This window comes from Actinomycetota bacterium (assembly GCA_030774015.1).
Lineage (GTDB): Bacteria > Actinomycetota > UBA4738 > UBA4738 > JACQTL01 > JALYLZ01.
On sequence record JALYLZ010000003.1, the window covers coordinates 34,451 to 57,171 of the forward strand.

At 64.5% G+C, this 22,721-nt stretch carries 22 protein-coding genes; 7 read left to right on the forward strand and 15 right to left on the reverse strand.

Annotated elements, in window-relative coordinates:
* The first annotated feature begins 137 nt into the window (after window positions 1-137).
* Together M3Q23_00225 and M3Q23_00230 are read left to right on the forward strand one after the other, a co-directional pair.
* Window positions 138-3,221, forward strand: a complete 3,084-nt coding sequence (locus tag M3Q23_00225; protein ID MDP9340542.1) for an HsdR family type I site-specific deoxyribonuclease — start codon at window positions 138-140, stop codon at window positions 3,219-3,221.
* Entirely contained in the window at window positions 3,208-3,933 is a 726-nt protein-coding gene (locus M3Q23_00230) for a M48 family metallopeptidase (protein MDP9340543.1), read from the forward strand. Before M3Q23_00225 ends, M3Q23_00230 begins: the two co-directional genes overlap by 14 nt.
* 81 nt (window positions 3,934-4,014) lie before the next feature.
* On the opposite strand, the gene M3Q23_00235 is transcribed toward M3Q23_00230, so the two are convergent.
* The 3 genes from M3Q23_00235 to M3Q23_00245 are packed head-to-tail and all read right to left on the reverse strand — an operon-like array spanning window position 4,015 to window position 5,883.
* Window positions 4,015-4,452 carry a DUF6527 family protein gene (locus M3Q23_00235; GenBank protein MDP9340544.1) on the reverse strand — a complete coding sequence of 146 codons (438 nt, stop codon included), beginning with the start codon at window positions 4,450-4,452 and terminating at the stop codon, window positions 4,015-4,017.
* The gene (locus tag M3Q23_00240) at window positions 4,449-5,633 is read right to left on the reverse strand and encodes a ThiF family adenylyltransferase (GenBank protein ID MDP9340545.1); all 1,185 of its coding nucleotides are present in this window, start codon (window positions 5,631-5,633) and stop codon (window positions 4,449-4,451) included. The genes M3Q23_00235 and M3Q23_00240 overlap by 4 nt, the downstream gene beginning before the upstream one ends.
* On the reverse strand, window positions 5,608-5,883 hold the full coding sequence (locus M3Q23_00245) for a multiubiquitin domain-containing protein (protein ID MDP9340546.1): 276 nt from the start codon (window positions 5,881-5,883) through the stop codon (window positions 5,608-5,610). The genes M3Q23_00240 and M3Q23_00245 overlap by 26 nt, the downstream gene beginning before the upstream one ends.
* A 130-nt stretch (window positions 5,884-6,013) precedes the next feature.
* On the opposite strand from M3Q23_00245, the gene M3Q23_00250 reads away from it, so the two are divergent.
* The 3 genes from M3Q23_00250 to M3Q23_00260 all read left to right on the forward strand — a co-directional run bounded on the left by M3Q23_00250 (window position 6,014) and on the right by M3Q23_00260 (window position 8,856).
* The gene (locus M3Q23_00250) at window positions 6,014-6,370 is read left to right on the forward strand and encodes a helix-turn-helix domain-containing protein (GenBank protein ID MDP9340547.1); all 357 of its coding nucleotides are present in this window, start codon (window positions 6,014-6,016) and stop codon (window positions 6,368-6,370) included.
* 2 nt (window positions 6,371-6,372) lie between these two features.
* Window positions 6,373-6,945: an ImmA/IrrE family metallo-endopeptidase gene (locus M3Q23_00255; GenBank protein MDP9340548.1), complete on the forward strand. Its 573-nt coding sequence runs from the start codon at window positions 6,373-6,375 to the stop codon at window positions 6,943-6,945.
* A gap of 264 nt (window positions 6,946-7,209) precedes the next feature.
* On the forward strand, window positions 7,210-8,856 hold the full coding sequence (locus tag M3Q23_00260; GenBank protein ID MDP9340549.1) for an AAA family ATPase: 1,647 nt from the start codon (window positions 7,210-7,212) through the stop codon (window positions 8,854-8,856).
* Between the two features lie 89 nt (window positions 8,857-8,945).
* Here the strand turns inward: M3Q23_00260 and M3Q23_00265 are convergent, their stop codons facing one another.
* On the reverse strand, window positions 8,946-9,455 hold the full coding sequence (locus tag M3Q23_00265; protein ID MDP9340550.1) for a hypothetical protein: 510 nt from the start codon (window positions 9,453-9,455) through the stop codon (window positions 8,946-8,948).
* A 153-nt stretch (window positions 9,456-9,608) separates the two neighbouring features.
* On the opposite strand from M3Q23_00265, the gene M3Q23_00270 reads away from it, so the two are divergent.
* A complete protein-coding gene (locus M3Q23_00270) occupies window positions 9,609-10,430 on the forward strand; it encodes an abortive infection family protein (protein MDP9340551.1) in 822 nt (273 codons plus the stop codon).
* Between the two features lie 1,090 nt (window positions 10,431-11,520).
* On the opposite strand, the gene M3Q23_00275 is transcribed toward M3Q23_00270, so the two are convergent.
* Together M3Q23_00275 and M3Q23_00280 are read right to left on the reverse strand one after the other, a co-directional pair.
* Complete coding sequence (locus M3Q23_00275) at window positions 11,521-12,318, reverse strand: PhzF family phenazine biosynthesis protein (protein ID MDP9340552.1); 798 nt, start codon at window positions 12,316-12,318, stop codon at window positions 11,521-11,523.
* 5 nt (window positions 12,319-12,323) lie between these two features.
* Entirely contained in the window at window positions 12,324-12,719 is a 396-nt protein-coding gene (locus M3Q23_00280; GenBank protein ID MDP9340553.1) for a cupin domain-containing protein, read from the reverse strand.
* 189 nt (window positions 12,720-12,908) lie between these two features.
* Between M3Q23_00280 and M3Q23_00285 the strand changes: the two genes are divergently transcribed.
* Window positions 12,909-13,607 (forward strand): winged helix-turn-helix transcriptional regulator, encoded by a 699-nt coding sequence (locus M3Q23_00285; GenBank protein MDP9340554.1) that lies wholly within the window; start codon window positions 12,909-12,911, stop codon window positions 13,605-13,607.
* A gap of 120 nt (window positions 13,608-13,727) precedes the next feature.
* On the opposite strand, the gene M3Q23_00290 is transcribed toward M3Q23_00285, so the two are convergent.
* The 9 genes from M3Q23_00290 to M3Q23_00330 form a co-directional block, all read right to left on the reverse strand.
* Complete coding sequence (locus M3Q23_00290; GenBank protein MDP9340555.1) at window positions 13,728-14,105, reverse strand: type II toxin-antitoxin system VapC family toxin; 378 nt, start codon at window positions 14,103-14,105, stop codon at window positions 13,728-13,730.
* Window positions 14,102-14,401, reverse strand: a complete 300-nt coding sequence (locus M3Q23_00295; GenBank protein MDP9340556.1) for a ribbon-helix-helix domain-containing protein — start codon at window positions 14,399-14,401, stop codon at window positions 14,102-14,104. Before M3Q23_00295 ends, M3Q23_00290 begins: the two co-directional genes overlap by 4 nt.
* A 97-nt stretch (window positions 14,402-14,498) precedes the next feature.
* Window positions 14,499-15,845, reverse strand: coding sequence for a 4-aminobutyrate--2-oxoglutarate transaminase (gene gabT / locus M3Q23_00300; protein ID MDP9340557.1), 1,347 nt, complete (start codon window positions 15,843-15,845; stop codon window positions 14,499-14,501).
* A gap of 37 nt (window positions 15,846-15,882) precedes the next feature.
* Window positions 15,883-17,196 carry an FAD-binding oxidoreductase gene (locus M3Q23_00305; protein ID MDP9340558.1) on the reverse strand — a complete coding sequence of 438 codons (1,314 nt, stop codon included), beginning with the start codon at window positions 17,194-17,196 and terminating at the stop codon, window positions 15,883-15,885.
* Complete coding sequence (locus tag M3Q23_00310; protein MDP9340559.1) at window positions 17,193-18,593, reverse strand: aspartate aminotransferase family protein; 1,401 nt, start codon at window positions 18,591-18,593, stop codon at window positions 17,193-17,195. The genes M3Q23_00305 and M3Q23_00310 overlap by 4 nt, the downstream gene beginning before the upstream one ends.
* 14 nt (window positions 18,594-18,607) lie before the next feature.
* On the reverse strand, window positions 18,608-19,462 hold the full coding sequence (locus M3Q23_00315; GenBank protein ID MDP9340560.1) for an ABC transporter permease: 855 nt from the start codon (window positions 19,460-19,462) through the stop codon (window positions 18,608-18,610).
* Window positions 19,459-20,361 (reverse strand): ABC transporter permease, encoded by a 903-nt coding sequence (locus M3Q23_00320; GenBank protein ID MDP9340561.1) that lies wholly within the window; start codon window positions 20,359-20,361, stop codon window positions 19,459-19,461. Before M3Q23_00320 ends, M3Q23_00315 begins: the two co-directional genes overlap by 4 nt.
* The gene (locus tag M3Q23_00325) at window positions 20,325-21,572 is read right to left on the reverse strand and encodes a spermidine/putrescine ABC transporter substrate-binding protein (GenBank protein MDP9340562.1); all 1,248 of its coding nucleotides are present in this window, start codon (window positions 21,570-21,572) and stop codon (window positions 20,325-20,327) included. The genes M3Q23_00320 and M3Q23_00325 overlap by 37 nt, the downstream gene beginning before the upstream one ends.
* Window positions 21,569-22,702 carry an ABC transporter ATP-binding protein gene (locus M3Q23_00330; protein MDP9340563.1) on the reverse strand — a complete coding sequence of 378 codons (1,134 nt, stop codon included), beginning with the start codon at window positions 22,700-22,702 and terminating at the stop codon, window positions 21,569-21,571. The genes M3Q23_00325 and M3Q23_00330 overlap by 4 nt, the downstream gene beginning before the upstream one ends.
* Window positions 22,703-22,721 lie beyond the last annotated feature (19 nt).

A 22,721-nucleotide genomic window follows, 5' to 3' on the forward strand; every position in this document is an offset into this window, starting at 1 on the left:
GTTGCTGTCCTCCGGCGCATGGATCATGAAATCGACCTGACCAGATCCCGACTGGCAAAGAGTCAGGCAATGGAAATCGGAATGCGCCAGGAGCTCCTTGTGGGCCGAACGCGACTTTCCGCCGCGGAGACAGCTTCATGAGTGACGTCGGGCAGATCGAGCGTATCGCGCAGGATCGCGTCGTCGAACTCTTCCAGAAGAAGCTGGACTACGACTATCTCGGCAACTGGGAGTACCGCGAGGGCAACTCAAACATTGAGGTCGACCTGCTGGTGGAAAACTTGCGGGACCGCGGCTATGAAGACAATCTGATCAACAAGGCAATCGACAAGCTAAAGTCCGATGCATCACTGGGCGGCGGGCGTGACTTGTACGAGCCCAACCGCGACACCTACAACTTGCTGCGATACGGGCTGAAGGTGAAGCCAGGCGCCGGCGAGCAGTACGAGACTGTCTGGCTGATCGACTGGGCGAATCCAGCGAAGAACGACTTCGCCATCGCTGAGGAAGTAACTGTGTTTGGGCAGCACAACAAACGGCCGGATATCGTCATGTATGTCAACGGCATCGCGCTGGCGACGCTGGAGCTGAAGCGATCCAAAGTAGCTGTCTCGGAGGGTATCAGGCAGACAATCGGTAATCAGCGACCCGAGTTCATCAGGCCCTTCTTCACTACTGTCCAGCTCCTTATGGCCGGCAACGACGTCGAAGGGCTTCGGTACGCCGTCATCGACACGCCTGAAAAGTACTGGCTGGCGTGGCGCGAGCCCGCCGACATCGATGATCCGCTGGACCGGGCGCTCACCCAGCTCTGTTCCAAGCAGAGGCTCTTGGAGCTGATCCATGACTTCATGGTCTTCGACGCCGGAGTAAAGAAGATCTGTCGTCACAATCAGTACTTCGGCGTCAAGGCCGCCCAGGCAAGAGCCGCCAAGCGCGAAGGCGGCATCATCTGGCACACCCAGGGGTCGGGGAAGTCGCTGACGATGGTGTGGTTGGCCAAGTGGCTCCGCGAGCACCAGCCTGACGCTCGCGTGCTGCTGATCACCGACCGCACCGAACTCGACGAGCAGATTGAGAACGTCTTCAACGGTGTCAACGAGAAGATCTACCGCACCAGTAGCGGCGCCGATCTGCTCGAGACCCTGAACAAGTCGACCGAGTGGCTGATCTGCTCACTCGTCCACAAGTTCCGCGGTTCTGAGAACGATGCCGACCGAGATGCGGCGGACGACGAATTCATCCAAGAGTTGCAGGCGAAGGTACCGAAGGGCTTCGCGGCCAAGGGCAACATCTTCGTCTTCATCGATGAGGCTCACCGGACGCAGTCTGGCAAGATGCATGCCGCAATGAAGGCGCTCCTGCCCGGGGCGATGTTCATCGGCTTCACAGGCACTCCGCTCCTGCGGGCTGACAAGGCGACCAGCATCGAGACTTTCGGGAGCTTCGTCCATACCTACAAGTTCGACGAGGCAGTCGCCGACGGGGTCGTCGTAGACCTCCGCTATGAGGCTCGCAGCATCGATCAGCATCTGACGTCGCCGGCCCAGGTCGACAAGTGGTTCGACGTCAAGACAAAAGGCATGACTGACCTATCGCGCGCCGAGCTGAAGAAACGCTGGGGCACCATGCAGAAGGTCGTGAGCTCCGAGCCACGCGCCAAGCAGATCGTCAACGACATCCTACTCGACATGGAGACCAAGCCGCGCCTAATGAACCGGCACGGCAATGCGATCCTCGTGTGCGCCAGCATCTATCAGGCTTGTAAGTTCTATGAACTGTTTTGTAACGCCGGCTTCAAGGGCAAGTGCGCCATCATCACTAGCTACGAGCCGCAGGCCGGTGACATCGCCAAGGAAGACTCGGGTGAGGGCGCGACCGAGCGGCTCCGCCAGTATGAAATCTACCGGCAGATGCTAGCCGACCACTTTCACGAATCACCAGACCAGGCGATGAACCGGATCGAGCAGTTCGAAAAGGAGGTCAAGGAACAGTTCGTCAAGAACCCGGGCCAGATGCGGTTGCTGATCGTGGTGGACAAGCTGCTTACCGGGTTCGACGCGCCGCCCGCGACGTACCTCTATATCGACAAGAAGATGCAAGACCACGGTCTGTTCCAGGCTATCTGTCGCGTGAACCGGCTAGACGGAGAGGACAAGGACTACGGCTACATTGTCGATTACCGGGATCTCTTCAACTCTCTTGAGAGCGCGATCACCGACTACACAGATGGAGCCCTCGATGGCTACGAGAAGAAGGACATCGAGGGACTGCTCACCGATCGCATCAAGCGGGCCCGCGAGGATCTCGATGAAGCCTTGGAAAAGATTCGCGCTATCTGTGAGCCAGTCGCCCCACCGAAGAACACGTTGCAGTACCAGCGGTACTTCTGCGCAACCGAACCAGGCAACGCCGAGCAGCTCAAGGCCAACGAGCCTAAGCGCGTGGAGCTGTATAAAGCCATCGCCGCCGTTACTCGGGCTTACGCCAACCTGGCCAACGAGATGGATGCGGCCGGCTACAGCGAGGCCGAGGCCGCGGCGATCAATGACGAGATCACGCACTACAGTGCTGTGCGGGACGAGGTCAAGCTCGGCGCCGGCGAAGACGTCGATTTCAAGCAGTATGAAGCGGGAATGCGCTTCCTGCTCGATACCTACATCCAGGCCGATGCCTCTGAGGTGGTCGGCGAGTTCAAGGACGGACTCATCCAGCTCATTGTTCAGATGGGCGCTGGGGCGATCGCGAAGCTGCCGGCGGGCATCAAGAAGGATCCGGAGGCCGTCGCCGAGACTATCGTCAACAACATGCGCAAAGTGATCATCGACGAACGCGCCATGAACCCGAAGTACTACGAGAAGATGTCCGAGCTGCTCGACGCCCTCATTGAGGAACGCCGCAGGGGTGCGCTCGAATACAAGGCCTATCTCGACGGCCTGATCAAGCAGGCCCAGATGCTTGGCAAGAAGGAATCCGATAGCGCGTACCCCGCTTGGGCCGATACCGGGGCTAAGCGCGCCATCGTTGATTTCGGTTTGCCAGACGAGGAAACCGCGGTCGCCGTGGACAAGGCTGTAATGGGGACAAAGCCCGACCGATGGGTGGGAAACCCAATCAAGGAGAAGAGGGTCAAGTTCGCGCTTCGGAAGGTCCTACCTGACGATTACGATCGGCTGGACGAGCTATTCGACCTCGTGAAGGCGCGCCATGAGTACCGGTAGCAACCAGCTGACTATTCGTGGCATTCCAGTGGACGTCATCTACAAGGACATCCGGAACCTTCATATCGGGGTCTATCCACCTCTAGGACGGGTTCGCGTTGCAGCTCCGCTTCGCCTCGGGGATGATCAGGTGAGGCTGGCGGTCATCCAGCGACTTCCTTGGATCAAACGCCAGCGGGAGGGGTTGCGGCAGGCTGTGCGTCAATCGAAGCGTGAGATGAGCACCGGAGAGTCACATTATGTCTGGGGACTCCGTCATAGGTTGACGGTGATCGAGACCCGGGGGAGAACGGCGGTGCGTCTCGCCGGCAATCGGCTCGAGATGCAGGTACGCCCCGACGCGACTGCAGCCGAGCGGGAGCGTGCGCTGAGCGAGTGGTATCGAGCCGAACTGCGGAGGGCACTAGCTGAGGTAGCTGGACGAGCCGAAGAGCGCACTGGCCTCAGCCCTACGCGGTGGATTGTCCGGCGGATGAAGACCAAGTGGGGTTCATGTAGCCCCAAGACCGGTCGCATATCCGTGAATCTTGAACTTGCGAAGAAGCATCCCCTTTGCCTGGAGTACGTAGTCGTTCATGAACTGGCTCATCTCAGGGAACGACAGCATGGCCAGGCGTTCGTGCAGCTCATGGACACCTTCATGCCCACTTGGCGCCACCACCGCGCCGACTTGAATCGGGCGCCGCTAGCCCACGAAGAGTGGCTCTACTAGGCTAGCTCCGACCGGGGGGTTGAACTCTGTTGCGGCGTCGTGACTAGCAAGCCGTGCTGGCCAAGGCCTTCCGCGGCGCGCTCAGTGCCGACGGAGGGCGCGACGCAGTCGCTGCCAGGCCGATGTGTGCGCCCGAGGGTGTGGAGTATGAGGATCCGCCCGCTCTTGCAGTTGGCGCTCGGCGTGGTAAGCGTCACGCTGTACGGCCTCACGGCGCCGGCCCTCCGCGATCCTCGCGTCGCTGAGCGCGCCAGCCCAGACAACGCGGCTGCGGGTTATCCAGTAGTGAGAACGACATGGAAACTGCCAGTTGCCGATCGACGGCGTGAGCGAGACAGTGTCTCCATCCCAGATGAGTAGCCACTCGGGCGGGCTGATCGGGGTCACGACCTTGATGCCACAGCCGCACGCACAGAGGTGTACAGCGGTCTCGTACGGGATTGAGATGTAGAGCTTGCCTTCCTCTAGCTCTTCAGGGACGAGCTCAACGAACTCATGCGCGATCACCCTTTGCTTCATGCCCCCTGGTCCTCGTTCAACAGATGGTTCCCGTCGATGGTGTACATCGACGAGTACTCATGTTCGAAGTCTGTGTAGAAGCCAAAGAGCTTCTTCCATTTGATGACGGCCAAGGCTGCGTTCAGCATGTTGAGGTCGGCGATCTGGATGTTCTGCTCGTACTCGTCGGCCTCTGCGTCGGCGAATGAGATTCGCGACTTCTCCCAGATATGGCTGCGGTGCTCGTTGTCGCTCGTGGTCGTGCGCACGATGCCACCCAGCGCGTCGACGGCCTGGTAGATGCCCATCCCTGTATCGATAAACGGGACGCCGAACTGCTCCAAGTGCTCGATGACGTAGCGCTTTGCCGGGCCTCCGTCCATCGCCAAGAAGACGAAGCTGGCATCGCGAAGTTCTTCGATGTTGGTATCATCGACGTGCACGGCGTGGGCGATGATCGCTCGTCGCATCGGGTCGTACTTCCTGCGGAAGTAGTGGACCTTCTTCGGGGCGACGCGAAGCTGGCCCAGTGACGCCGCTCCCGGCGCCCGAAAAGCGTTGTGCGTGAAGAGCCTATCTCCGTCGTAAAGATGGATCTCATTCACTGGAGTCTTGGCGACGAGGTCGAGGATGTATGATCCGGTTCCGCCCAGACCGACGATCACCACCTTCGCCAGCTGGAGCTTCTCGGTGACCGCTCCAATGCGAGCTCGGCTCGACGCGGAGTCGAGATAGCGGAAGACCGATTCGTCTTCGTCGGTCTCAACAGGTACGAACCTGCGTGCCGTCGCCGTATCGTCGATCGCTCGCGCGTAGCCTTCAAGCAGCGCCACGGAGGTGACAACTTTCTCGTAGTAGTCCGGGTATCCTGCCGGGTCGGACTTACGCGAAAACGAGCAACACGCCTTGAGGTCGCCTGCCAGCGAGAACTCGCCACGTTGGTTGATGATCTGCGTGAGCTCGTTCCCATGGTGGTCACAGGGGATCGAGCCGACGAAGAAGATCTCGTGGGTGGCCGGCGTCGTGGTGGTGTCCCCGCTGGTCGATAGTTCTGAAACCAGGAGACCGTACGCGACCGTTCGCTGAGCGGTCACGTACGGCACCCCCTTCACCACGAGGTAGCTCGAGCGGATCTCGATGTCGTACCCGTCGTCGCGCAGACGCTTGAGGTCGGCGCTACGACTTATCAGTTGCTTTGACATTGAAGATCGTGCCGTGCTTCTTGACCTCGACGGACTGACCCTCGACGAGGGTTCCTTCCTTGGGCTTCTTCGCGTTTCGGAATGTCACGGTGTACATCGTCTGCGCGAACGGGGGCGTCGGGTAGGCGAGCTTCGTGACCTCGTCGAACGACACGCCCTCGTCCGGGACCACCTTCTCTTGGGCGTTGACGATGATCGTGAAGCCCTTGTCCTTCTCGTGGTTCTCGGCGGCTGAAGCCGTCTCTGCCATGCTGGATCTCTCCTTTCTGCGTCCGGCGCCGGTGCCCCCGGCGGTCTTGCACTATAGGCGCTTGGTTGCTACCCTAGTATTGCAGAAGTAAACCGCGCTTGCAACGTCGCAACCGCGCCAAAGGAGGAGCATGGACAGAAAGGGGTGGTTCGACGCCGGAGCGCTCTACGAGGCGCTCGACGGCGTCCGACAAGCTAGGAAGATCACGTGGAAGCAGGTCGCCGGAGAGTCGGGGGTCAGTGCGTCGACCCTAACTCGCATGGCCCAGGGGAAGCGGCCGGACGTGGACGGACTAGCCGCGCTCGTTGCCTGGTCTGGCCTCGATGCAGATGACTATGTCCGCTCGGTGGCCGCCAAGCCAGCTCCTGAGCCGCTGGCGAAAATCTCGACCTATCTCCGTAGCGACAGGAACCTTTCGCCGGAGGCGGCCACGGCGATAGACGAACTGGTCAAGGCAACGTACGAACGGTTACGGAAACGGAACTAGGCATGGCCTTTCGGCGGGGATTCAAGAAGGAAGCGAACGAGATCGCAGCCGAGACGCGAGCCGAGCTGGACTTGTCGCCGTACGACCAACTCGATCCGAGAATCCTCGCTGGTTGGCTCGAAATCCCCGTCATCGGGCTTTCGGCCCTCGTGCCAGAGGCTCCGGCGGTGACGCACTTGCTGACAGACGAGCTTGAAGTCTTCTCAGCAGTGACAGTCTTCGCGAGCACGGAGCGAACCATCGTGCATAACGACGGTCACTCACACACTCGCCAGGTCAGCAACCTAGCCCACGAGCTGGCGCACGCTCTGTTGCTGCACCCCCCGACGCCGGCCCTCGACAACAACGGGTGCCGCCACTGGAACCAGGACATTGAAGATGAGGCGAGCTGGCTCGCAGGATGCTTACTGGTTCCCGAGGCGGCCGCCATGGCGATCGCCAAGGGTCGCTGGACACTGCCCGCAGCGGCCCGCAACTTTGGGGTGAGCGTCGCTATGATTCGGTACCGGTTGAACGCAACGGGGGCCGTCCGCAGAGTCGCTCGGGCCGCTCGAGCTGCCAGAGCGAGCGCATAACCGAGGACCATCCGATTCCGATCGATCGAATAGTGATCATGCGGAACACTCTGGTGAATGCACCGGAGTCTGAGGCGTTCTTCAGTGGCCAGAATGCGCATCCGCGGTATGCCGCCGAGCTTGGCGAGCTGGTGCACCTGAGAGCAAGAGCTGCACTCCCGGGGTGGCGGGAAAGGTCTCCTGGCGGAAGCCCCGGGGCCTTGATCATTGGTTGCCTTGCGGCTCTTCGCACGACTACAATACACGAAGAAGGAGACAGTGAGGATGGCCGACCTAGGAATCACTTTACCAGACGGCACGCAGCTTGCTGGTGGGGTGCCTATTGTAATTGTCGGGCCAAACGGGTCGGGCAAGACGAGACTAGCTCATAAGCTCAGTCCGCAAGCCGGCGCCCCCATCGAATTCATCAATGCCCTTCGCAGCACTCGGATCAGCGCTCAACTGCCGGCGATGTCAAGGGTTCAGGCAGTCCAGCAGCATAACAGCCAAAAGGACAACGCTCGTACTCAGCCTTGGGAATTGATATCCGACTTCGATTTTGTCTTAGCCCAGCTGCTCGTGGATGATGGAGATGCGGCTCGGACTTTTCGACGTGCGTACGAGAGCGGCCAGCCTGTAGATGGCATCGAACCAAGTGCACTCCAGCTGGTCGAGAGTCTGTGGAGGTCCATATTTCCTGGGCGCATGCTTGAGTGGAAGGACTGGGCCCCGGTCGTGAGGAATGATCGGGCGGAGGTTGATGCCTACGGCGCCAACGAGATGAGCGATGGGGAGCGGGCAGCTCTATATCTTCTTTCCAAGGTGCTGCTATCCCAGCTAGGCACCATCCTAGTAATTGATGAGCCAGAAACCCACTTTCACGAAGAGCTCGCAGTACGGTTGTGGGACGCCCTAGAGAAAGCGCGACCAGACTTGCGCTTTGTCTATGTCACGCATGACATTCCATTTGCTTTGTCGCGAGAACCAGCTGCCTATTTGCTTGCCGACCCCATCTCGGGTTTGACACGAATCAACATTTACGCCCGCATCCCGGCTAACATCCGGCGCGCCATATTGGGTGCCGCATCATTCAGTTACTACGCCAGTAGAGTCATCTTTTGCGAAGGGGAGGATCATTCGTTCGATAAGGCCTTCCTTTCTGCGTGGTGTCCGGGAAGAGATACGGTGGTGTTGGCGGTTGGATCCGGGGATGTGGTTCGGCAGTGCGTAGACGTATTCAAGTCGGCCAACCTCGTTGACAACTTAGAAGCTTTAGGAGTTGTGGACCGCGATTTCCGATCCGATGACGAGTTGAAGTCTTTGGCTGCGACCGCAGTGGTACTACCGGTGCACGAAATCGAGGGTCTCGTCTGCTTGCCAGCGATTGGCGATCGGCTGGCCACCCACCTCGGCAAGACGCTGGAGGGTGGAGTGGCAGGCATTGTGCAGGGCACGGTGAGAGATGAAGATGTTCGGCGAGTTGCCTATGAGCGCACCAAACTAGGATTACTGAACTCAGTTGAGGATTTGGTGACTGGGAAGCCAGGTGCTTGGGATGAAAAGGGTATGCAAGCCCACTATGACGAGATGAAGTCTTCACTGGGGAGATCTGTCGATGCCGTGGCCATCTTCAAGGAGGAGCTTAGCCGAGCGGAGGCGACGCGTAAGTCCGGCGACATAGCGAAAATCCTGGAGATCTTTCCTTCGAAGCCAATAGCCAACGCGGTGGCCCGCACCTTGGGGGTAAAGGTCAGTACTCTCTTCGAAATCGTAATTGGAGGCTTGGCCGCTACCGTCAATCCAGATGATCCTCTTTACAAGCTCGGGAGCGATCTTGAGGCTGAGCTGACCAAGATTGGACTGCCCCCCAGGACTGTCACTGAGCGCAGGCAGGAGCCAAGCAGCGATGGAGCTGACACTCAACCTTCCTGAGCCCCCAGACGGCGGCGCCGCAGTTCTCGGATGATTTGGCCGAATTGCCCGTTCGAAAAGACTCTCCTCAGGTCCACGGGCATCTGGGTCTAAAGGGGATCGGGATTGGGAGCCGGCGGCCCCGTGCCGTACGGAGGGACTTTGAATAGACTCTCCCGACGCCGGGCGTTGACGACCACGACCTCTGCCGTGCCCTCGCGAAGCTCCTGGGCAAGCCGATGAAGCCCGACCTGGTCGAGATCCACCAACGGCACTTCGATTCGTGAGGTCACCGTATCGACGTCGAGTACAGCAGGAAGGTCGGGCCACTGGGAACTGGTCATTTCCCACTCATATGCCTTGAGGTTGGGGTCGTCGTGTGGTGCGCGGAAGTAGATGGATCGCACCGTGTCCTTCTTCCATCCGATGTTCGCCACGAACAGTTCAAGCACTGGCTGCTCGGTATGCTTGCCCCACTCCATGACGACGTCAAACCGAGACCTCCGAAGGAAGCTCTCCCAGATCTGGACGAGGCCAAGCACAACAGCTAGCGCGAAGCCAGCGATGCCAAGGATCTCGGCAAGCGAGATGCCATGCTGACTTGGAGTGGCAGCGACCATGGCGTGAGTGTTGCCGATCCTGCCCCAAGCGAGCAACGTCAGGATGACCGGGCTACCGATCCCGCCTGTCGCTCCAGAACATACGTTCGGATATGGTTCGTGTCACACCCTTCCCCTAGGTTGAGACGCATCGGTAGGAAGGGAGGCGGGTTGATGGCAGACAGCCAAGCTCCGACGGCGGGCGCTCTCTCGGACGCAATCATCACGGCGGTCGCGAGAATGGTGGATGACGCCCAACAAGAGAGGCGTGTCCCAGCGCACTCGGACCTCACGTTCTTGCTTGAGCAGGCTGGGCTCAAGGAGGCGGACCTTTCGACGCCCGCCGGAAAGGAGAAGCGCATTCGCCACGTCTTGACCTGGGCTATGGAACACGACATGGGTCGAGGTGAGCAGCTCGTTGCCCGTCTGGTGGCGATGATTAGGGGATTTGGAGGTTTTCGGCCCGACTCGCCCAACTACGTCGGGCGCGACGCCATCGAGAACGCGCGCGATGCCTTCACCTCTGAGGGTCTGGTCTTGACGGGAGACGGAGAGCTACATAGGAGGTTGCTGGAGGGGCTCGATGACCCTGAGACGCCCCGCGTGCTCAGGTCGTACATCCGCCGCGCGAATCGGGGCGCCGACGATGCAGCGCTGGTAGTCGGAACCAGCAAGGACTTGCTGGAGGCCACGGCCGCACATGTCCTTCTAGTTCGATTCGGCAGCTACACCTACACCAACTTCCCCCTCCTGCTCGGCCAGGCGTTTGTCGCCCTCGGGCTGGCCACCGCCCAGGTGGCTCCCGATCCTGGCGAGCCCCCTTGGCATGAAGTCGAGAGGCGTCTGTTCGATCTTGGGTGTGCCGTGAATCGACTCAGGAACAAAGAGGGCATTGGGCACGGCCGCCCGTTCCTCCCGTCGGTCTCGGACCAGCAGGCGCGCGCCGCTATCCAAGCGATGGGCGTTATCGCTCAGCTCCTCCTTGATCGTCTGTAAGCAGCCTAGGGGGGCCAGGATCGATCATGGACTGGACAAGAATTGAAGGGCGCGACTTAGGAGATGGGCTTTTCCGTCCCGTTCTTGACATCGTGGTCCGAATTGAAGACATCCAAGCTCAGGCCCCCGCCTTGCTCGATTCGGGAGCCGACTACTCGGTCGTTCCCTGGGTGATCTTCGAAGCGTCGCGGCAGTCCTTCGACACCCTGGAACCCCTGGACTCGGATGGTGGTTCGAGCACCAAGGTAATAGCAGATGCTCGATGGTGCGAGGGTACTATCGAATGGGATGGGCGAGAGGTGTGTACCCGCTTCCTGGTTCGCCCGCCCGAGAAGCCTCAGCCCGAGATCGTACTCCTCGGCCGAGAAGATTTCTTCCGCCGCCATGTCGTCCGGTTCCTCTGGACTGATGAGGCCCCCCATTTCCTTGTCACGACTGCCGAGAGCCTGCGCTTGCACACACCCCGTCAAGCGCGGCCGTCGCCCAAACCTGCCACCAAACGCAAGTGGAAGCGAAAGCGAAAGTGACCGATGACCCAATATCGAGCGGAATGTGACGCGTCGGGTTTCTGTTTGCCGATGGTTCGAGTCGAAATAGAGATCGAGGGTGTGCGGCGGACGGGCCCGGCGCTGGTGGACTCTGGTACGGACCACACCATGGTGCCGTGGAGGGCAATCAAGGACCATCCCCAACTCGATCGGTTATTGCTACCAGTTACTCCTGAACTGACGTACGGAATGCATGGCGAAACTCCCACCTACCGGTGTCTGGGAGGAGTCGTGCGCTTTGCAGGTCGCGAAGTGTGCCGGGATTTCCTGGTCTTCCCGAGGGAGGATGAGGATGAGGTCGTCCTCGGGCTACAGGACTTCTTTCGGATCTTCGTTGTCCAGTTTGATTGGCACCGGCAAAGGCCTTCGTTACGGATCGAGTGATCCGCGTACCCTCGCGATCCTGGGCCGTCTGACCACTCGGTGCAACTCTCGGATGATTTGTCCGAATTGTCGGTTCGAAAACACTCTCCTCAGGTCCACGAACTCGGGTCCTGTGGGGGTCTCAGGCGTATTGAACTGGGTTCGCGCTGGCCCTTCTCCTAGATGCGAAAGTGGCCTTCAGCGCTGAGCACGACGCGGCCGCCGACGCGGAGATCTCCTGCTGTCTGGACTTCCAGCCGGCAGGGACGACCGATCTCGGCTCCCATGGTGATCGTCACGTCGGGATGCGTGCCCCAGAGTTCGCGTGCCAGGAGTCCGACCGGACCCGCGGCCGAGCCTGATCCTGGGTCCTCGACCACGCCAACGGCGGGAGCGAATACTCGAGCATGCAGGGTCGACTTGTTGGTCGCGCGAAAGGGCACGAGCGAGAGCGCTCCGCACGAGCGGCTCGCTTCGGCCACGCGCCCAGGATCTGGATCGAGCTGGTCGATCCGCTCTGATGTTGCCACGAGCACGTGCGTTGTCCCTCCTGCGGTCGAGCGACAGATCGCGTCAGCCGAGGACAGCCCCAGCGCTGACAACACCTCATCAGATGCTTCCTCGACTCGTTCGAACTCCGGTCGAGGCTGCGTCATCGTCGCCCCTCGCTCGTCGGCTTCGACGATCACGGTTCCCCCTGTTGTCGTCTGGGTCCACCGCCCCATCCCCAAGAGCCAGGCGGTGCCAAGTGACGGATGACCGGCGAACGGCAACTCGGCGATTGGCGTGAAGATCCGCATCTCGTACGCGCTCGGGCCTGTCTGCACGGGGAACGTCGTCTCGCTCAGATTGGCCTCTCGAGCGATCTTTGGCATCAGCTCGGGCGGGCACGGATCAAGGACCACGCACAGCGAGTTGCCCTCCAACGGCCGCTCGGTGAACACGTCGACGACGCGGTAGCGCAGCGGAGACCCCATGTCGATCACTCCCCCTCCCCGCGCCCCCGGACCGGAATGGAATCGTGGTGCTGGGCGATTTCGGCACGTACTCCGGGATCCGTGATGCTGTCCGCAGGGAGCCGGCCGAGCTCCAGGAACATCTCCTCGAGCCCGCCGGGAGAAAACAGGGTGAGCAGCGCGCCACCCCCGGGTCCGGCGCGCATCAAATGCGGAGTCCCTCGAGGCACCATGAGGAAGGAGCCCTTCGTCGCTTCCATCTTGCGGTCCCCGCAGGTGAAGGTGAAGGTGCCACCGAGCACGTAGAAGGACTCCTCCATCAGCCGGTGCACGTGGAGAACGGTCCAGGGCCCTTCCGACCCGCGGAACTCTGCCACGGCCAGGGCGCCGTTCGTCTGGGCCTTCGAGACGATGAGTCGCATGCTGACGGCCCCGAGGTCAGCCATCTCGCCTTGGGCCCGATCCAGGAAGTACCCATCCATCGGCGGCCTGCCTCTCTGTTCGCGCGAGCCCTGTGTGGGCTCTTCGTGAGCATCCGCGGCTGGCCCCCACCCGGTCAATCCCAAAAAATGAACTTGCCTCGGTCGATGCCGGCAGGAGAGACTCGACGAATGAAGAACTACGGGCAGTACTGCCCCATCGCCCGCACCTCAGAGTTGTTTGCGGAGCGATGGACCCCCATCATCGTCCGCAATCTCGCCGCCGGGTGCCACACGTTCACGCAACTCCGGGAAGGCGCTCCCGGGATTCCGAAGGCCCTTCTTGCGGAGCGGCTTGCCCTGCTCGAGCGATACGGCGTCGTGGTCAGCGTGCCCCAGTCCAGTGGCCGCGGGTCCGTCTACGAGTTGACCGAGAGTGGTCGCGAGCTCAAGCGCGTGTGCGATGCGATGGGAGAGTGGGGCTCTCGTTGGCTCGAGATCGAGCCGCGACATCTCGACCCGGCGTACGTGCTCTGGGCGACGTGCAGGCTGGTCGATCTCGACAAGGTGCCGCCCAGGGGGGTGGTCGTTCGCTTCGATCTCCGGGACCAGCCCGAACGGCGGTTCTGGATGCTGCTGAAACGTCCCCGAGCGGAGCTGTGCACCGGGTACCCGGGACAGGTCGAGGACCTGATCGTCACGACGGATTCCGAGACCCTCGTGCAGTGGAATCTGAGGCGGGTGACCTTCCAGGATGCGGTCCGGACGGGGCGGTATCGCCTGGAAGGCCCGTCCGGGTTGGTCAAGGCGTTTCCGTCCTGGATGCGACCGAGCCCCTTCGCGCACGTCGCTCCGGCGCCTGCTCGTGACCGGGTCATGGCGATGCCCTAACCGCCCATTCCCTTCCACCGCTGTAGATGTCGAACCGTCTGTGCGAATAGTCGGTTCGAAAACACTCCGGTCAGGACCACGGCTATCCGACGTCGGCTCGGTTTCCGGACCAGTCTGGATTCAATCTGGATAGGGCGGCCGGAGGCCCTTGACCATGGGGAAGTGCCGAACGTTCGTCGTCGCAAGTGGGAGGCCGATCTGGTCTGCGGTGGCAGCGATGACGAGATCGGCGACACCGACGCCGCTGTGGCTCCGACGAAGCCGCCGCCCGAGCTCGCCGGCTGCCCGGGCGATCGCTTCATCCACGGGGACCCATCGAAGTCGCTGGAAGAGAGGCTCCGCGGACGCTCGTTCCCCGCTGTGAAGCCCGCGGAGCACCTCTACGCGGGTCACTTCGGAGCACGCCGGCACCTCCTCGAGCGCCACCACGTACTCCACTGCTGCTTGATGCCCTCGCAGGACGTCGATGAGAACGGTGGTGTCGAGGACCGCGCTCATGTCCGGCGTTGATCGTCGAGGTCTCGCACTCGTTCGGCATCCGCGCGGCGAAACTCCTCGACGTAGTCGCGCCCTCTCGGCAGGCGCCGAGCCGTCCCCGCGGCAGCCCGAACCGCTGTTCGGAAGGCCAGCAGCCTGGTTTCGCCGTCCTCCGATCCAGCCAGATAGGCGTCCACCGCCTCTCGAATGAGGTCGGACTTCGTCGTTCCGGCGGTGCGGGCTCGCCTCGACAGGCGCTCGTGCTGGGACTCGTCGAGGTAGATCTGCGTCCTCTTGATGATGTATGAAGCATACATCGCATGATGTGGGACCCCGTTCGGGTTCGCTCGGGCTCTTCCGCGAAAACGGGCTGCCTCCGGTGCGACGGGACCGATGTGGCGCGGTGAGCTCGCCTCAGCCTGCTGCCGCCGCTCCCAGGGCCTTGTCCAGGACGTCGAGGCCTTCCATGAGGAGGCCTTCGTCGATGGGCAGCGGGGGCAGGAGGCGGATCACGTTGTCGTACGTGCCGGCCTTGAGGACGATCACGCCTTCGCGGTAGCACTCCTGGATCACTCGGGTCGCGGCGGCTTTTGCCGGTGCCTTGGTCGATCGATCTTCGACGAGTTCGATCGCGACCATCAGGCCACGGCCTCGCACGTCGCCGATCAGCTCGTGGCGGTCGGCGAGCTCGCGGAGCCGGTCGAGCGCGCTCTCGCCGAGCGTCGCTGCGCGCTGGACCAACCCCTCGCGCTCGATCTCGTCCAGAACGGCCAGCGCGGCCGCGCACGCGATGGGGTTCCCGCCGAACGTGCCGCCCAGGCCACCCACGTGGACCTGGTCCATCACCTCGGCCGCCGCGGTCACGCCGGACAGGGGAAGCCCGCCGCCCAGCGCCTTGGCGGTCACCACGATGTCCGGCACCACGTCCTCGTGCTCGATGGCGAACCACTTCCCGGTGCGGCCGATTCCCGTCTGCACCTCGTCGGCCACGAACATCACGCCCTCGCGTGTGCAGAACTCGCGGAGCGCGGGGAGGAACCCAGAACCGGGGACCACGAACCCGCCCTCGCCGAGCACCGGCTCGACCACGATGCACGCGATGTTGGCCGCCCCGATGGCCTTGTCCATCTCGTCGATGGCGTGCGCGGCGCAGGCCTCCCCGCAGGACTCCGGCGGCGCGCCGGCCGGGCACCGGTAGGGGTACGAGTAGGGCAGCCGGTAGACCTCCGGCGCGAACGGCCCGAACCCCTGCTTGTACGGCATGACCTTCCCGGTCAGCGTCATGGCCATCAGGGTGCGGCCGTGGAACGCATGGTCGAACACCACCACCGCCGGCCGCCTGGTCGCGTACCGGGCGATCTTGACCGCGTTCTCGACGGCCTCGGCCCCGGAGTTCGCCAGCATCGTCTTCTTGGGGTGCGATCCGGGGGTCAGCGAATTGAGCCGCTCGGCCAGCTCCACGTACGGCTCGTGCATGACCACGTGGAAGCAGGTGTGGGTGAACAGCTCGGCCTGGGCGCGAACCGCCTCCACCACGGACGCGGGCGTGTTCCCTGCGTTCAGCACGGCCAGCCCGGCGCCGAGGTCGATCAGCCGGTTCCCGTCGACGTCCTCCACGATGGCGCCGGAGGCCGCGCGGGCGAACACGGGCACCGTGTTGAACACGGCGGCGGGAATGGCCGCCTCTCGGCGCGCCAGGAGCTTGCGCGACCGCGGACCCGGGATCTCGGTGACGAGCGTTCGTTCCTGTGGGATCTCCATGCATGCCTCCTGGTCACGTGCGGGCCGCGGGTTCGCGTCAGTTGCGGGCACCCGGGCACCGATCCTGCCACTTGAACCACAGGCCCGCCACCGGCAGCCAGGCCGGCTGAAGCCGAGCCAGCGGAATCGGGGGGAACGGGAGGTCGGCGAACGGCGGCGGATCGTCGCCGCACAGCCACGCCGCCGCGCGCCGACCCAGGTACGCCGAAGCGGCGACGCCCGTGCCGGAGTAGCCGAGCGCGTACGTGATGCCGTCGATCCGGCCGAGTCGCGGTGTCCGGTCCCTGGTCAGCCCGACCAGTCCTCCCCAGGCGTACTCGACGCCCACCCCTTCGAGCTGGGGATGCACGCGGAGCATGCCCCGGTACAGGAAGTCGCGGGCCCGGGCCACGGTGGTCGGGGCGAAGCTGGCCCGGCCTCCGAAGAGCATCCTCGTCCCGTCCGGGGACAGCCGCCAGTAGAACAGGAAGTTCTTGGTGTCGAAGAACATCCGCCCCCGGGGCGACAGCTCGCGGGCGAGCGAGGGGTCGAGCGGCTCGGTGGCGATGATGAAGCTCCCCACGGGAATCAGCCGCCGTCGCAGCCGCGGCGCCACCCCGTCGGTGTACCCGTCGGTCGCCACCAGCACGTCGCGGGCCTCCACGTCGCCGCGCGGCGTGACCACCAGGGCGCCCCCGCCGGGCCGCCGCTCGATCCGCACGGCGGGCGTGCGCTCGTGCACCTGGACGCCGGCGTCGACCGCCCGGCCGGCCAGGGCCGCGAAGTGCTTCGCGGGATGGAGCCCGCCCGACAGCTCGACCAGCAGCCCCCCGGCGTGCACCGTCGAGCCGATCTCGTCGCGGAGCTGGTCGCGCCCCAGCAGCCGGGCCTCCAGTCCCAGGTCTTCCCGGTACACCCGCTCCTTGGCCCGGAGCTCGCCCAGCCGCGACGGACAGTGGGCCAGGTACAGGTGGCCCGTTCGCTCGTAGCCGCAGTCCACCCCGGGCTCGGATGCGAACCGTTCCACCTCCAGCACGGCGTCGACGGTGGCCCGGTACAGGGCGGGGCCGGCCTCCCCGAAGCGCGCCCGCAGCTCCGCCACGCCGTGGTGCTTCACGTCCGGCAGCACCATCCCGCCGTTGCGGGTGCTGGCACCCCATCCCAGCCGGTGCCGCTCCAGGACCACGGCGTGGGTTCCCCGTCGCGCCACCTCGTGCGCCGCAGCGATTCCCGTGTATCCCCCGCCCACCACGACGACGTCGGCGGACGGCGGCAGGGGCCGGTCCTCGAACGGGCCTGGAACCTGGACGCCCTCCAGCCAGTAGCAGGCCTCGCGGTACGACGGCGCCAGGAGCGCCGCGCCCGAGGTCACGAACGGGCCAGCTCGGCGCAGAACTCCCCGAAGGCGTCCACGTACCGGGCGACGTCTCCCTCGGTGTGCTGGACCGACAGCGTCCACTGCTCCTCGTCGCCCGGGGTCATGAAGATGCCCCGGTTCAGCATCCATGGGAACGACGCCTCGAACAGCTCGGCGTGCGCCTCCAGGAAGTCGCGGTAGTTCCGAAGCGGCGAGGGCCGGTACGACACGCATCCCTTCGCGCCGAGGTCGACCGCATGCGCCGGCACGCCGTGCTCTTCGATCCCAGCCCGGCACCCCGAAGCCAGCTGCGCCCCCAGCTTCCCGAAGTGCTCGTACGCGTCCGGAGTCAGCACCGAGGTCAGCGCGGCCAGCCCGGCCGCGCAGGACAGCGGGTTCCCGTTGAAGGTCCCCTGCTGCGCCGCGCCGTGCGACACTACGTCCATGACCGCCGCGCGGCCGCCGAAGGCACCGATGGTGGTGCCGCCGCCGATGGCCTTGGCGAAACAGGCCAGGTCGGGCTGGACGCCGTAGCGTTCGATGGCGCCGCCGTACGCGATGGTCGCGCCGGACTTGACCTCGTCGAAGATCAGGACCACGCCGTGGCGCGAGCATGCGTCCCGCAGCCGGTCCAGGTACCCGTCCTCGGGCAGGACGATCCCGATGTTCATCATCACGGGCTCCAGGATCAGCGCGGCGATCTCCTGGCCCCGCTCCGCCAGCACCGCCTCGAACGCCGCCGCGTCGTTGAACGGCACGATGATGGTGTCCTTCCACATCGACCGGGGGACGCCGCGCGACGTCGGCTCGGTGGTGTAGGCGGCGCCCGACGCGTCGGCCGCCTCGCCCCCCACGTGCTCGCGCATGCCGAGCGTGGCGGCCTCCGGGACCACCGAGAACAGCACCGCGTCGTGGTGGCCGTGATAGGACCCCTCGATCTTCACGATGCGGTCCCGCCCGGTGGCGGCCCGCGCCACGCGGACGGCGTCCATGGTGGCCTCGGTCCCCGAGTTCACCAGCCGGACCTGCTCGAGCCCGAACCGCGCGCAGATCTCCTCGGCCAGCGCCACCGTGGCCTCGGTGCTCACGGCGAAGTGCGTGCCGGATCGAGCCGCCCGCGAGATGGCTTCCACGATCTTCGGATGGGCGTGCCCGACGACGTTGACGCCGAACCCGCCGTGGAAGTCCCCGTACTTCGTGCCGTCCACGTCCCACACCGACGAGCCCTGACCCCGCGCCAGGTAGATCGGGTACGGGTCGCCGGCCTGGAAGTTCGACGCCACGCCGTCCGGGAGGCTCCGCAACGCCCGTTGGTGCAGCGCCGCCGACCCCGGCGTCCGCTCCAGCAGCCGTTCCATCTCCTGCTTCTGGATCTCCCTGGCCCGCGCCAGGATCCGGTCCACGTCACCCATGAACAGCCCTCCCCTCAGACCCTCCGTCGTTGGAGCACCACGTTGGCCAGGGCCGCCGCGACCCCCAGCCCGAAGATCAGCGTCCCCATCACGAACACCTGCGGCGGGATCCCCACGCGCGATGCGCCGAACACCCACAAGGGGAACGTGACCTGCTGGCCCGCGTTGAACTGGGTGATCACGAAGTCGTCGATCGACAGCGCGAACGCCAGCAGCGCGCCGGCCAGGATGCCCGGAAAGATGAGCGGGAGCGTGACCAGGCGGAACGTCTGGAACGGGCCCGCACCGAGGTCCTGGGCGGCCTCCTCCAGCGACCGGTCGAACCCGGCCAGGCGGGCCCGCACCGTCACCGTGACGTAGGCGATGCTGAACATCACGTGCGCGATCAGCAGCGTCATGAACCCCCGGCTGATGCTCACCAGGACGAACAGCGACAGCAGCGACGCGCCGAGCACGATCTCGGGGGCGGCGATGTTGGCGAACAGCACCACGTCGGCGGCGCCCCGGCCCCGGAACCGGTAGCGCACCAGCGCCAGCGCCACCAGCGTGCCCAGGACCGTGGCGATCACGGTGCTGGACGCCGCCAGCACCAGCGATGTCCGCAGGGCCTGGGTCAGGTCGGGGATCTGGAACAGGCGGCGGTACCAGTCCAGCGTGAACCCGTGCCAGACGTAGCTGACGGTGATCCGCTTCGCGCTCCCGGTCTGGTTGAACCCGTACAGCACGATCATGAAGATCGGGGTCATCAGGTACAGGATCACCAGGGCCACGTACGAGGGGAGGAGGAACCGGGTCCACCGGCGCCGGCCGGACCGTGCCGGAGGAGCCGCGCCCACGGCCTGCGGCGAGTCCTGGACGGCGACACTCACACGTACTCCTGGATTTCCCTCGTGCCCAGCGCCCGGGCGTAGGCGAAGATGCCGATGATCATGGCCCCCATGAGGATGGACGACAGCGTCGCGGCCATCGGGTAGTCGAAGTTCTCCAGGAACTGCGTCTGGATCACGTTGCCGATCATGGTGTTGTTCACCCCGCCCAGGATCGACGCGTTCACGTAGTCGCCCACCGCGGGCACGAACGTGAGCAGGACACCGCCGAAGATCCCCGGGACGGACAGCGGCAGGATGACCCGGAGGAACACGTCCCGCCGGTTCGCGTAGAGGTCCTGGGCGGCCTCGACCACCCTCCGGTCGATCCGCTCCAGCGACACGTACAGCGGGAGCGCCATGAACGGGAGGTAGTTGTAGGCGATCCCGGCCACGACGGCGGTGGTGGAGGCCAGCACGTGGAAGTCCGACGGCAGCAGGTGCCAGCTCTTCATCGTGCCCAGGACGACGCCGTCGTCGGACAGGATGAACTGCCAGGCCAGGGTCCGGATCACGAACGAGACGAAGAACGGCAGCAGCAGCAGGAACAGGAAGGTCGTCTTGTAGCGGCCGCCCCGGAACGCGATCCAGTACGCCAGCGGATACCCCACCACCAGCGTGATGGCCGTGGCCAGCCCGGCGTACTCGATGGACCGGAAGAAGTGGCGGTGGTAGAGCGACCAGGCCGTGGCGTACTCGCCGAAGTGCCACGTCAGGCGGTAGCCGGTGTCCACGCTCCCGGTCTGGAGGGAGAGCGACAGCATGATCAGCGTGGGGACGAGGAAGAACAGCAGGAGCCAGCCGCCCCCCGGCGCGAGCAGGCCGTAGGGGGCGAGGGCCCGCCCGATCCGCCGCCGGCGCCTCCCTAGCCCTGGTAGACGGGCTGGAAGATCTCGTTCCACGTGGTCAGCTCCGTCGGGGTCAGCTCCCGGTACCGCGTGAGCTTCGACAGGAACTCGGAGGTCGGGAAGATCAGGATGTCGTGGGCCGCGGCGGGGTCGCCCAGCTCGCTCGCGATGATGTCTTTGCAGGCGGGCACCGGTGAGAGGTACTGGTTCCAGTCGGTGATCCGGGCCTGGACCTCGGGGTCGTACACGGAGTCCATGTACACCATGGCGTCCACGGGGTGCTGGGCGTGGGCCGGGATCAGCTGGTTGTCCGTCCACACCACCCCGCCCTGGTCGGGGATCACGAACTTGAGGTTGGTTCCCTCCTCGGCGTTCTTCTGCACGATGTCGCCGTTCCAGGCCGTGCTCACCCAGATGTCGCCGTTGCCCAGGGCGTCGATGTAGTCCTGCGTGTAGAACTTGCGGAAGAGCCCATCGTCCTTCTGCTTGGTCAGGAAGTCGGCGGCCTTCTTCCAGTCGGTCTCGGTGGAGGTCTCCGGCTCGATCCCCAGGCCCACCATGGTGAAGTTGGGCATGTCCAGGGTGTCGCCGAAGTAGCCCACCTTGCCCGCGAAGGCCGGGTCGAACATGTCCATGAAGCTCGTGAGGTCGTGGCCGGTCTTGTCCGGGTCGTAGCCGATGCCGGTGTAGCCGGACTGCCAGGCCACGCTGTACTTGTTGCCCGGATCGTAGGTGGGGTCCTTCACGATGGGGCTCGCGTACTTGTCGAAGTTCGTCAGGCGGCTCTGGTCGAGGGGGATGATCCAGCCGTTCCGCTTCAGCTGGTCGAAGAAGATCCCGTTCGTGATGACCATGAGGTCCCACCCCGTGTCCTGGCCCGCCTGGAGCTGGGGTCGGATGGTGGCCAGGAATGTCGCGTTCTCGTTGATCACCGGCCGGTAGTTGACCTTGATGCCGGTCTGCTGCGCGAACGTCTCCAGCGTGGGGTGGGGCTTCCAGGGCGGGTCGATGTAGTAGGGCCAGTTGGCGAAGTTGAGGACGCCTGCCTTCTTCTGCTTGGCCCACCACGCGGGAGTGCCCTCGGCGGTCCCCGTGCTCGCGCTGCTGGAACCGGAGACGCCGCACGCGGCGAGGACCGCCGACAGGCCGGCGGCTCCGGCGCCCGCGCCGGCCAGTCGAAGGAAGCCCCGGCGGGACAGCCGGTACTGCGTCGCGCCGCGCAGCAGCGCCGGGTCGAAGATGGGGTGCTGCCGTTGCTCGCTCATCCTTCCTCCTCCTTCTCCAGCGTGGAGTGGGCGGTTGCGGGCACCACGAATGTCTGCTCGGGCCGCCACGCCAGGCGAACCCGGTCTCCGGCCCGAGGCAGGGACTCGGCGCCGGCGTTCTGTACGTAGACGGTGAGGACACTGCCGCCGGGCCCCTCCACCGTGAACTGGTGGCTGACCCCCAGGAAGGAGGCCATCCGCAGCAGCCCGGTCACGTGGTTCCATCCGGGGAGCTCCTCGTCGGCTCCCTCCGGGACGGCCTCGATGTGGATCTTCTCGGGCCGCACCCCCACCTTGAGGGCCGGACCGATCCCCTCCAGGCGCCGGGCCGGGACCCGCAGCACGTGGCCGCCCTCCACCACCACGGTGCCGAGGCCGTCGGTCCGGTCGCCGAGCGTGCCATCCAGGAGGTTCGAGGCTCCCAGGAACCCGGCCACGAACTCCGTGGCGGGGAGCTCGTAGACGTCCTCCGGCCGGCCGATCTGCTCGATGCGGCCGTGGCGCATCACGGCCAGCCGGTCGGACATGGTCATGGCCTCTTCCTGGTCGTGGGTCACGTACAGGAACGTGATCTGCACCTCCTCCTGGATCCGCTTCAGCTCCAGCTGCATCTGCTTGCGGAGCTTGAGGTCGAGGGCGCCGAGGGGCTCGTCCAGCAGGAGCAGGCGGGGCTGGTTCACCAGGGCCCGGGCCAGGGCCACCCGCTGCTGCTGGCCGCCGGAGAGCTGGTTCGGCCTGCGCTGCTCGAATCCGGGGAGGTCGACCAGGCGCAGCACCTCCCGGACCCGGACCTCCACGTCGCGGCCCCCCACCTTCTTGCGGCGGAGGCCGAACGCGACGTTGTCGACCACGTTCAGGTGCGGGAACAGCGCGTAGGACTGGAACACCGTGTTGACGTCCCGGCGGTTCGGCGGCAGGTCCGTCACGTCACGCCCGCCGAGCTCCACGGTGCCGGCGGTGGCGTCCTCGAACCCGCCCAGGATCCGAAGCGTCGTGGTCTTCCCGCATCCCGACGGGCCCAGGAGGCTGAAGAACTCTCCGCGATCGATCTCGAGCGACAGATCGTCCACGGCCGTGACGTCGCCGAAGCGCTTGGTGACGCGCTGGAGGCGGACGTCGACCTCGCTCAACCAGGAACCTCCGGGGGCA

What these genes read in the sequence shown, in the direction of transcription:
- M3Q23_00225 (MDP9340542.1), top strand. Translation starts at nt 138, where the DNA reads ATGAGTGACGTCGGGCAGATCGAGCGTATCGCGCAGGATCGCGTCGTC.
- M3Q23_00230 (MDP9340543.1), top strand. Translation starts at nt 3,208, where the DNA reads ATGAGTACCGGTAGCAACCAGCTGACTATTCGTGGCATTCCAGTGGAC.
- M3Q23_00235 (MDP9340544.1), bottom strand. Translation starts at nt 4,452, where the DNA reads ATGAAGCAAAGGGTGATCGCGCATGAGTTCGTTGAGCTCGTCCCTGAA.
- M3Q23_00240 (MDP9340545.1), bottom strand. Translation starts at nt 5,633, where the DNA reads ATGTCAAAGCAACTGATAAGTCGTAGCGCCGACCTCAAGCGTCTGCGC.
- M3Q23_00245 (MDP9340546.1), bottom strand. Translation starts at nt 5,883, where the DNA reads ATGGCAGAGACGGCTTCAGCCGCCGAGAACCACGAGAAGGACAAGGGC.
- M3Q23_00250 (MDP9340547.1), top strand. Translation starts at nt 6,014, where the DNA reads ATGGACAGAAAGGGGTGGTTCGACGCCGGAGCGCTCTACGAGGCGCTC.
- M3Q23_00255 (MDP9340548.1), top strand. Translation starts at nt 6,373, where the DNA reads ATGGCCTTTCGGCGGGGATTCAAGAAGGAAGCGAACGAGATCGCAGCC.
- M3Q23_00260 (MDP9340549.1), top strand. Translation starts at nt 7,210, where the DNA reads ATGGCCGACCTAGGAATCACTTTACCAGACGGCACGCAGCTTGCTGGT.
- M3Q23_00265 (MDP9340550.1), bottom strand. Translation starts at nt 9,455, where the DNA reads ATGGTCGCTGCCACTCCAAGTCAGCATGGCATCTCGCTTGCCGAGATC.
- M3Q23_00270 (MDP9340551.1), top strand. Translation starts at nt 9,609, where the DNA reads ATGGCAGACAGCCAAGCTCCGACGGCGGGCGCTCTCTCGGACGCAATC.
- M3Q23_00275 (MDP9340552.1), bottom strand. Translation starts at nt 12,318, where the DNA reads ATGGGGTCTCCGCTGCGCTACCGCGTCGTCGACGTGTTCACCGAGCGG.
- M3Q23_00280 (MDP9340553.1), bottom strand. Translation starts at nt 12,719, where the DNA reads ATGCGACTCATCGTCTCGAAGGCCCAGACGAACGGCGCCCTGGCCGTG.
- M3Q23_00285 (MDP9340554.1), top strand. Translation starts at nt 12,909, where the DNA reads ATGAAGAACTACGGGCAGTACTGCCCCATCGCCCGCACCTCAGAGTTG.
- M3Q23_00290 (MDP9340555.1), bottom strand. Translation starts at nt 14,105, where the DNA reads ATGAGCGCGGTCCTCGACACCACCGTTCTCATCGACGTCCTGCGAGGG.
- M3Q23_00295 (MDP9340556.1), bottom strand. Translation starts at nt 14,401, where the DNA reads ATGTATGCTTCATACATCATCAAGAGGACGCAGATCTACCTCGACGAG.
- gabT (MDP9340557.1), bottom strand. Translation starts at nt 15,845, where the DNA reads ATGGAGATCCCACAGGAACGAACGCTCGTCACCGAGATCCCGGGTCCG.
- M3Q23_00310 (MDP9340559.1), bottom strand. Translation starts at nt 18,593, where the DNA reads ATGGGTGACGTGGACCGGATCCTGGCGCGGGCCAGGGAGATCCAGAAG.
- M3Q23_00325 (MDP9340562.1), bottom strand. Translation starts at nt 21,572, where the DNA reads ATGAGCGAGCAACGGCAGCACCCCATCTTCGACCCGGCGCTGCTGCGC.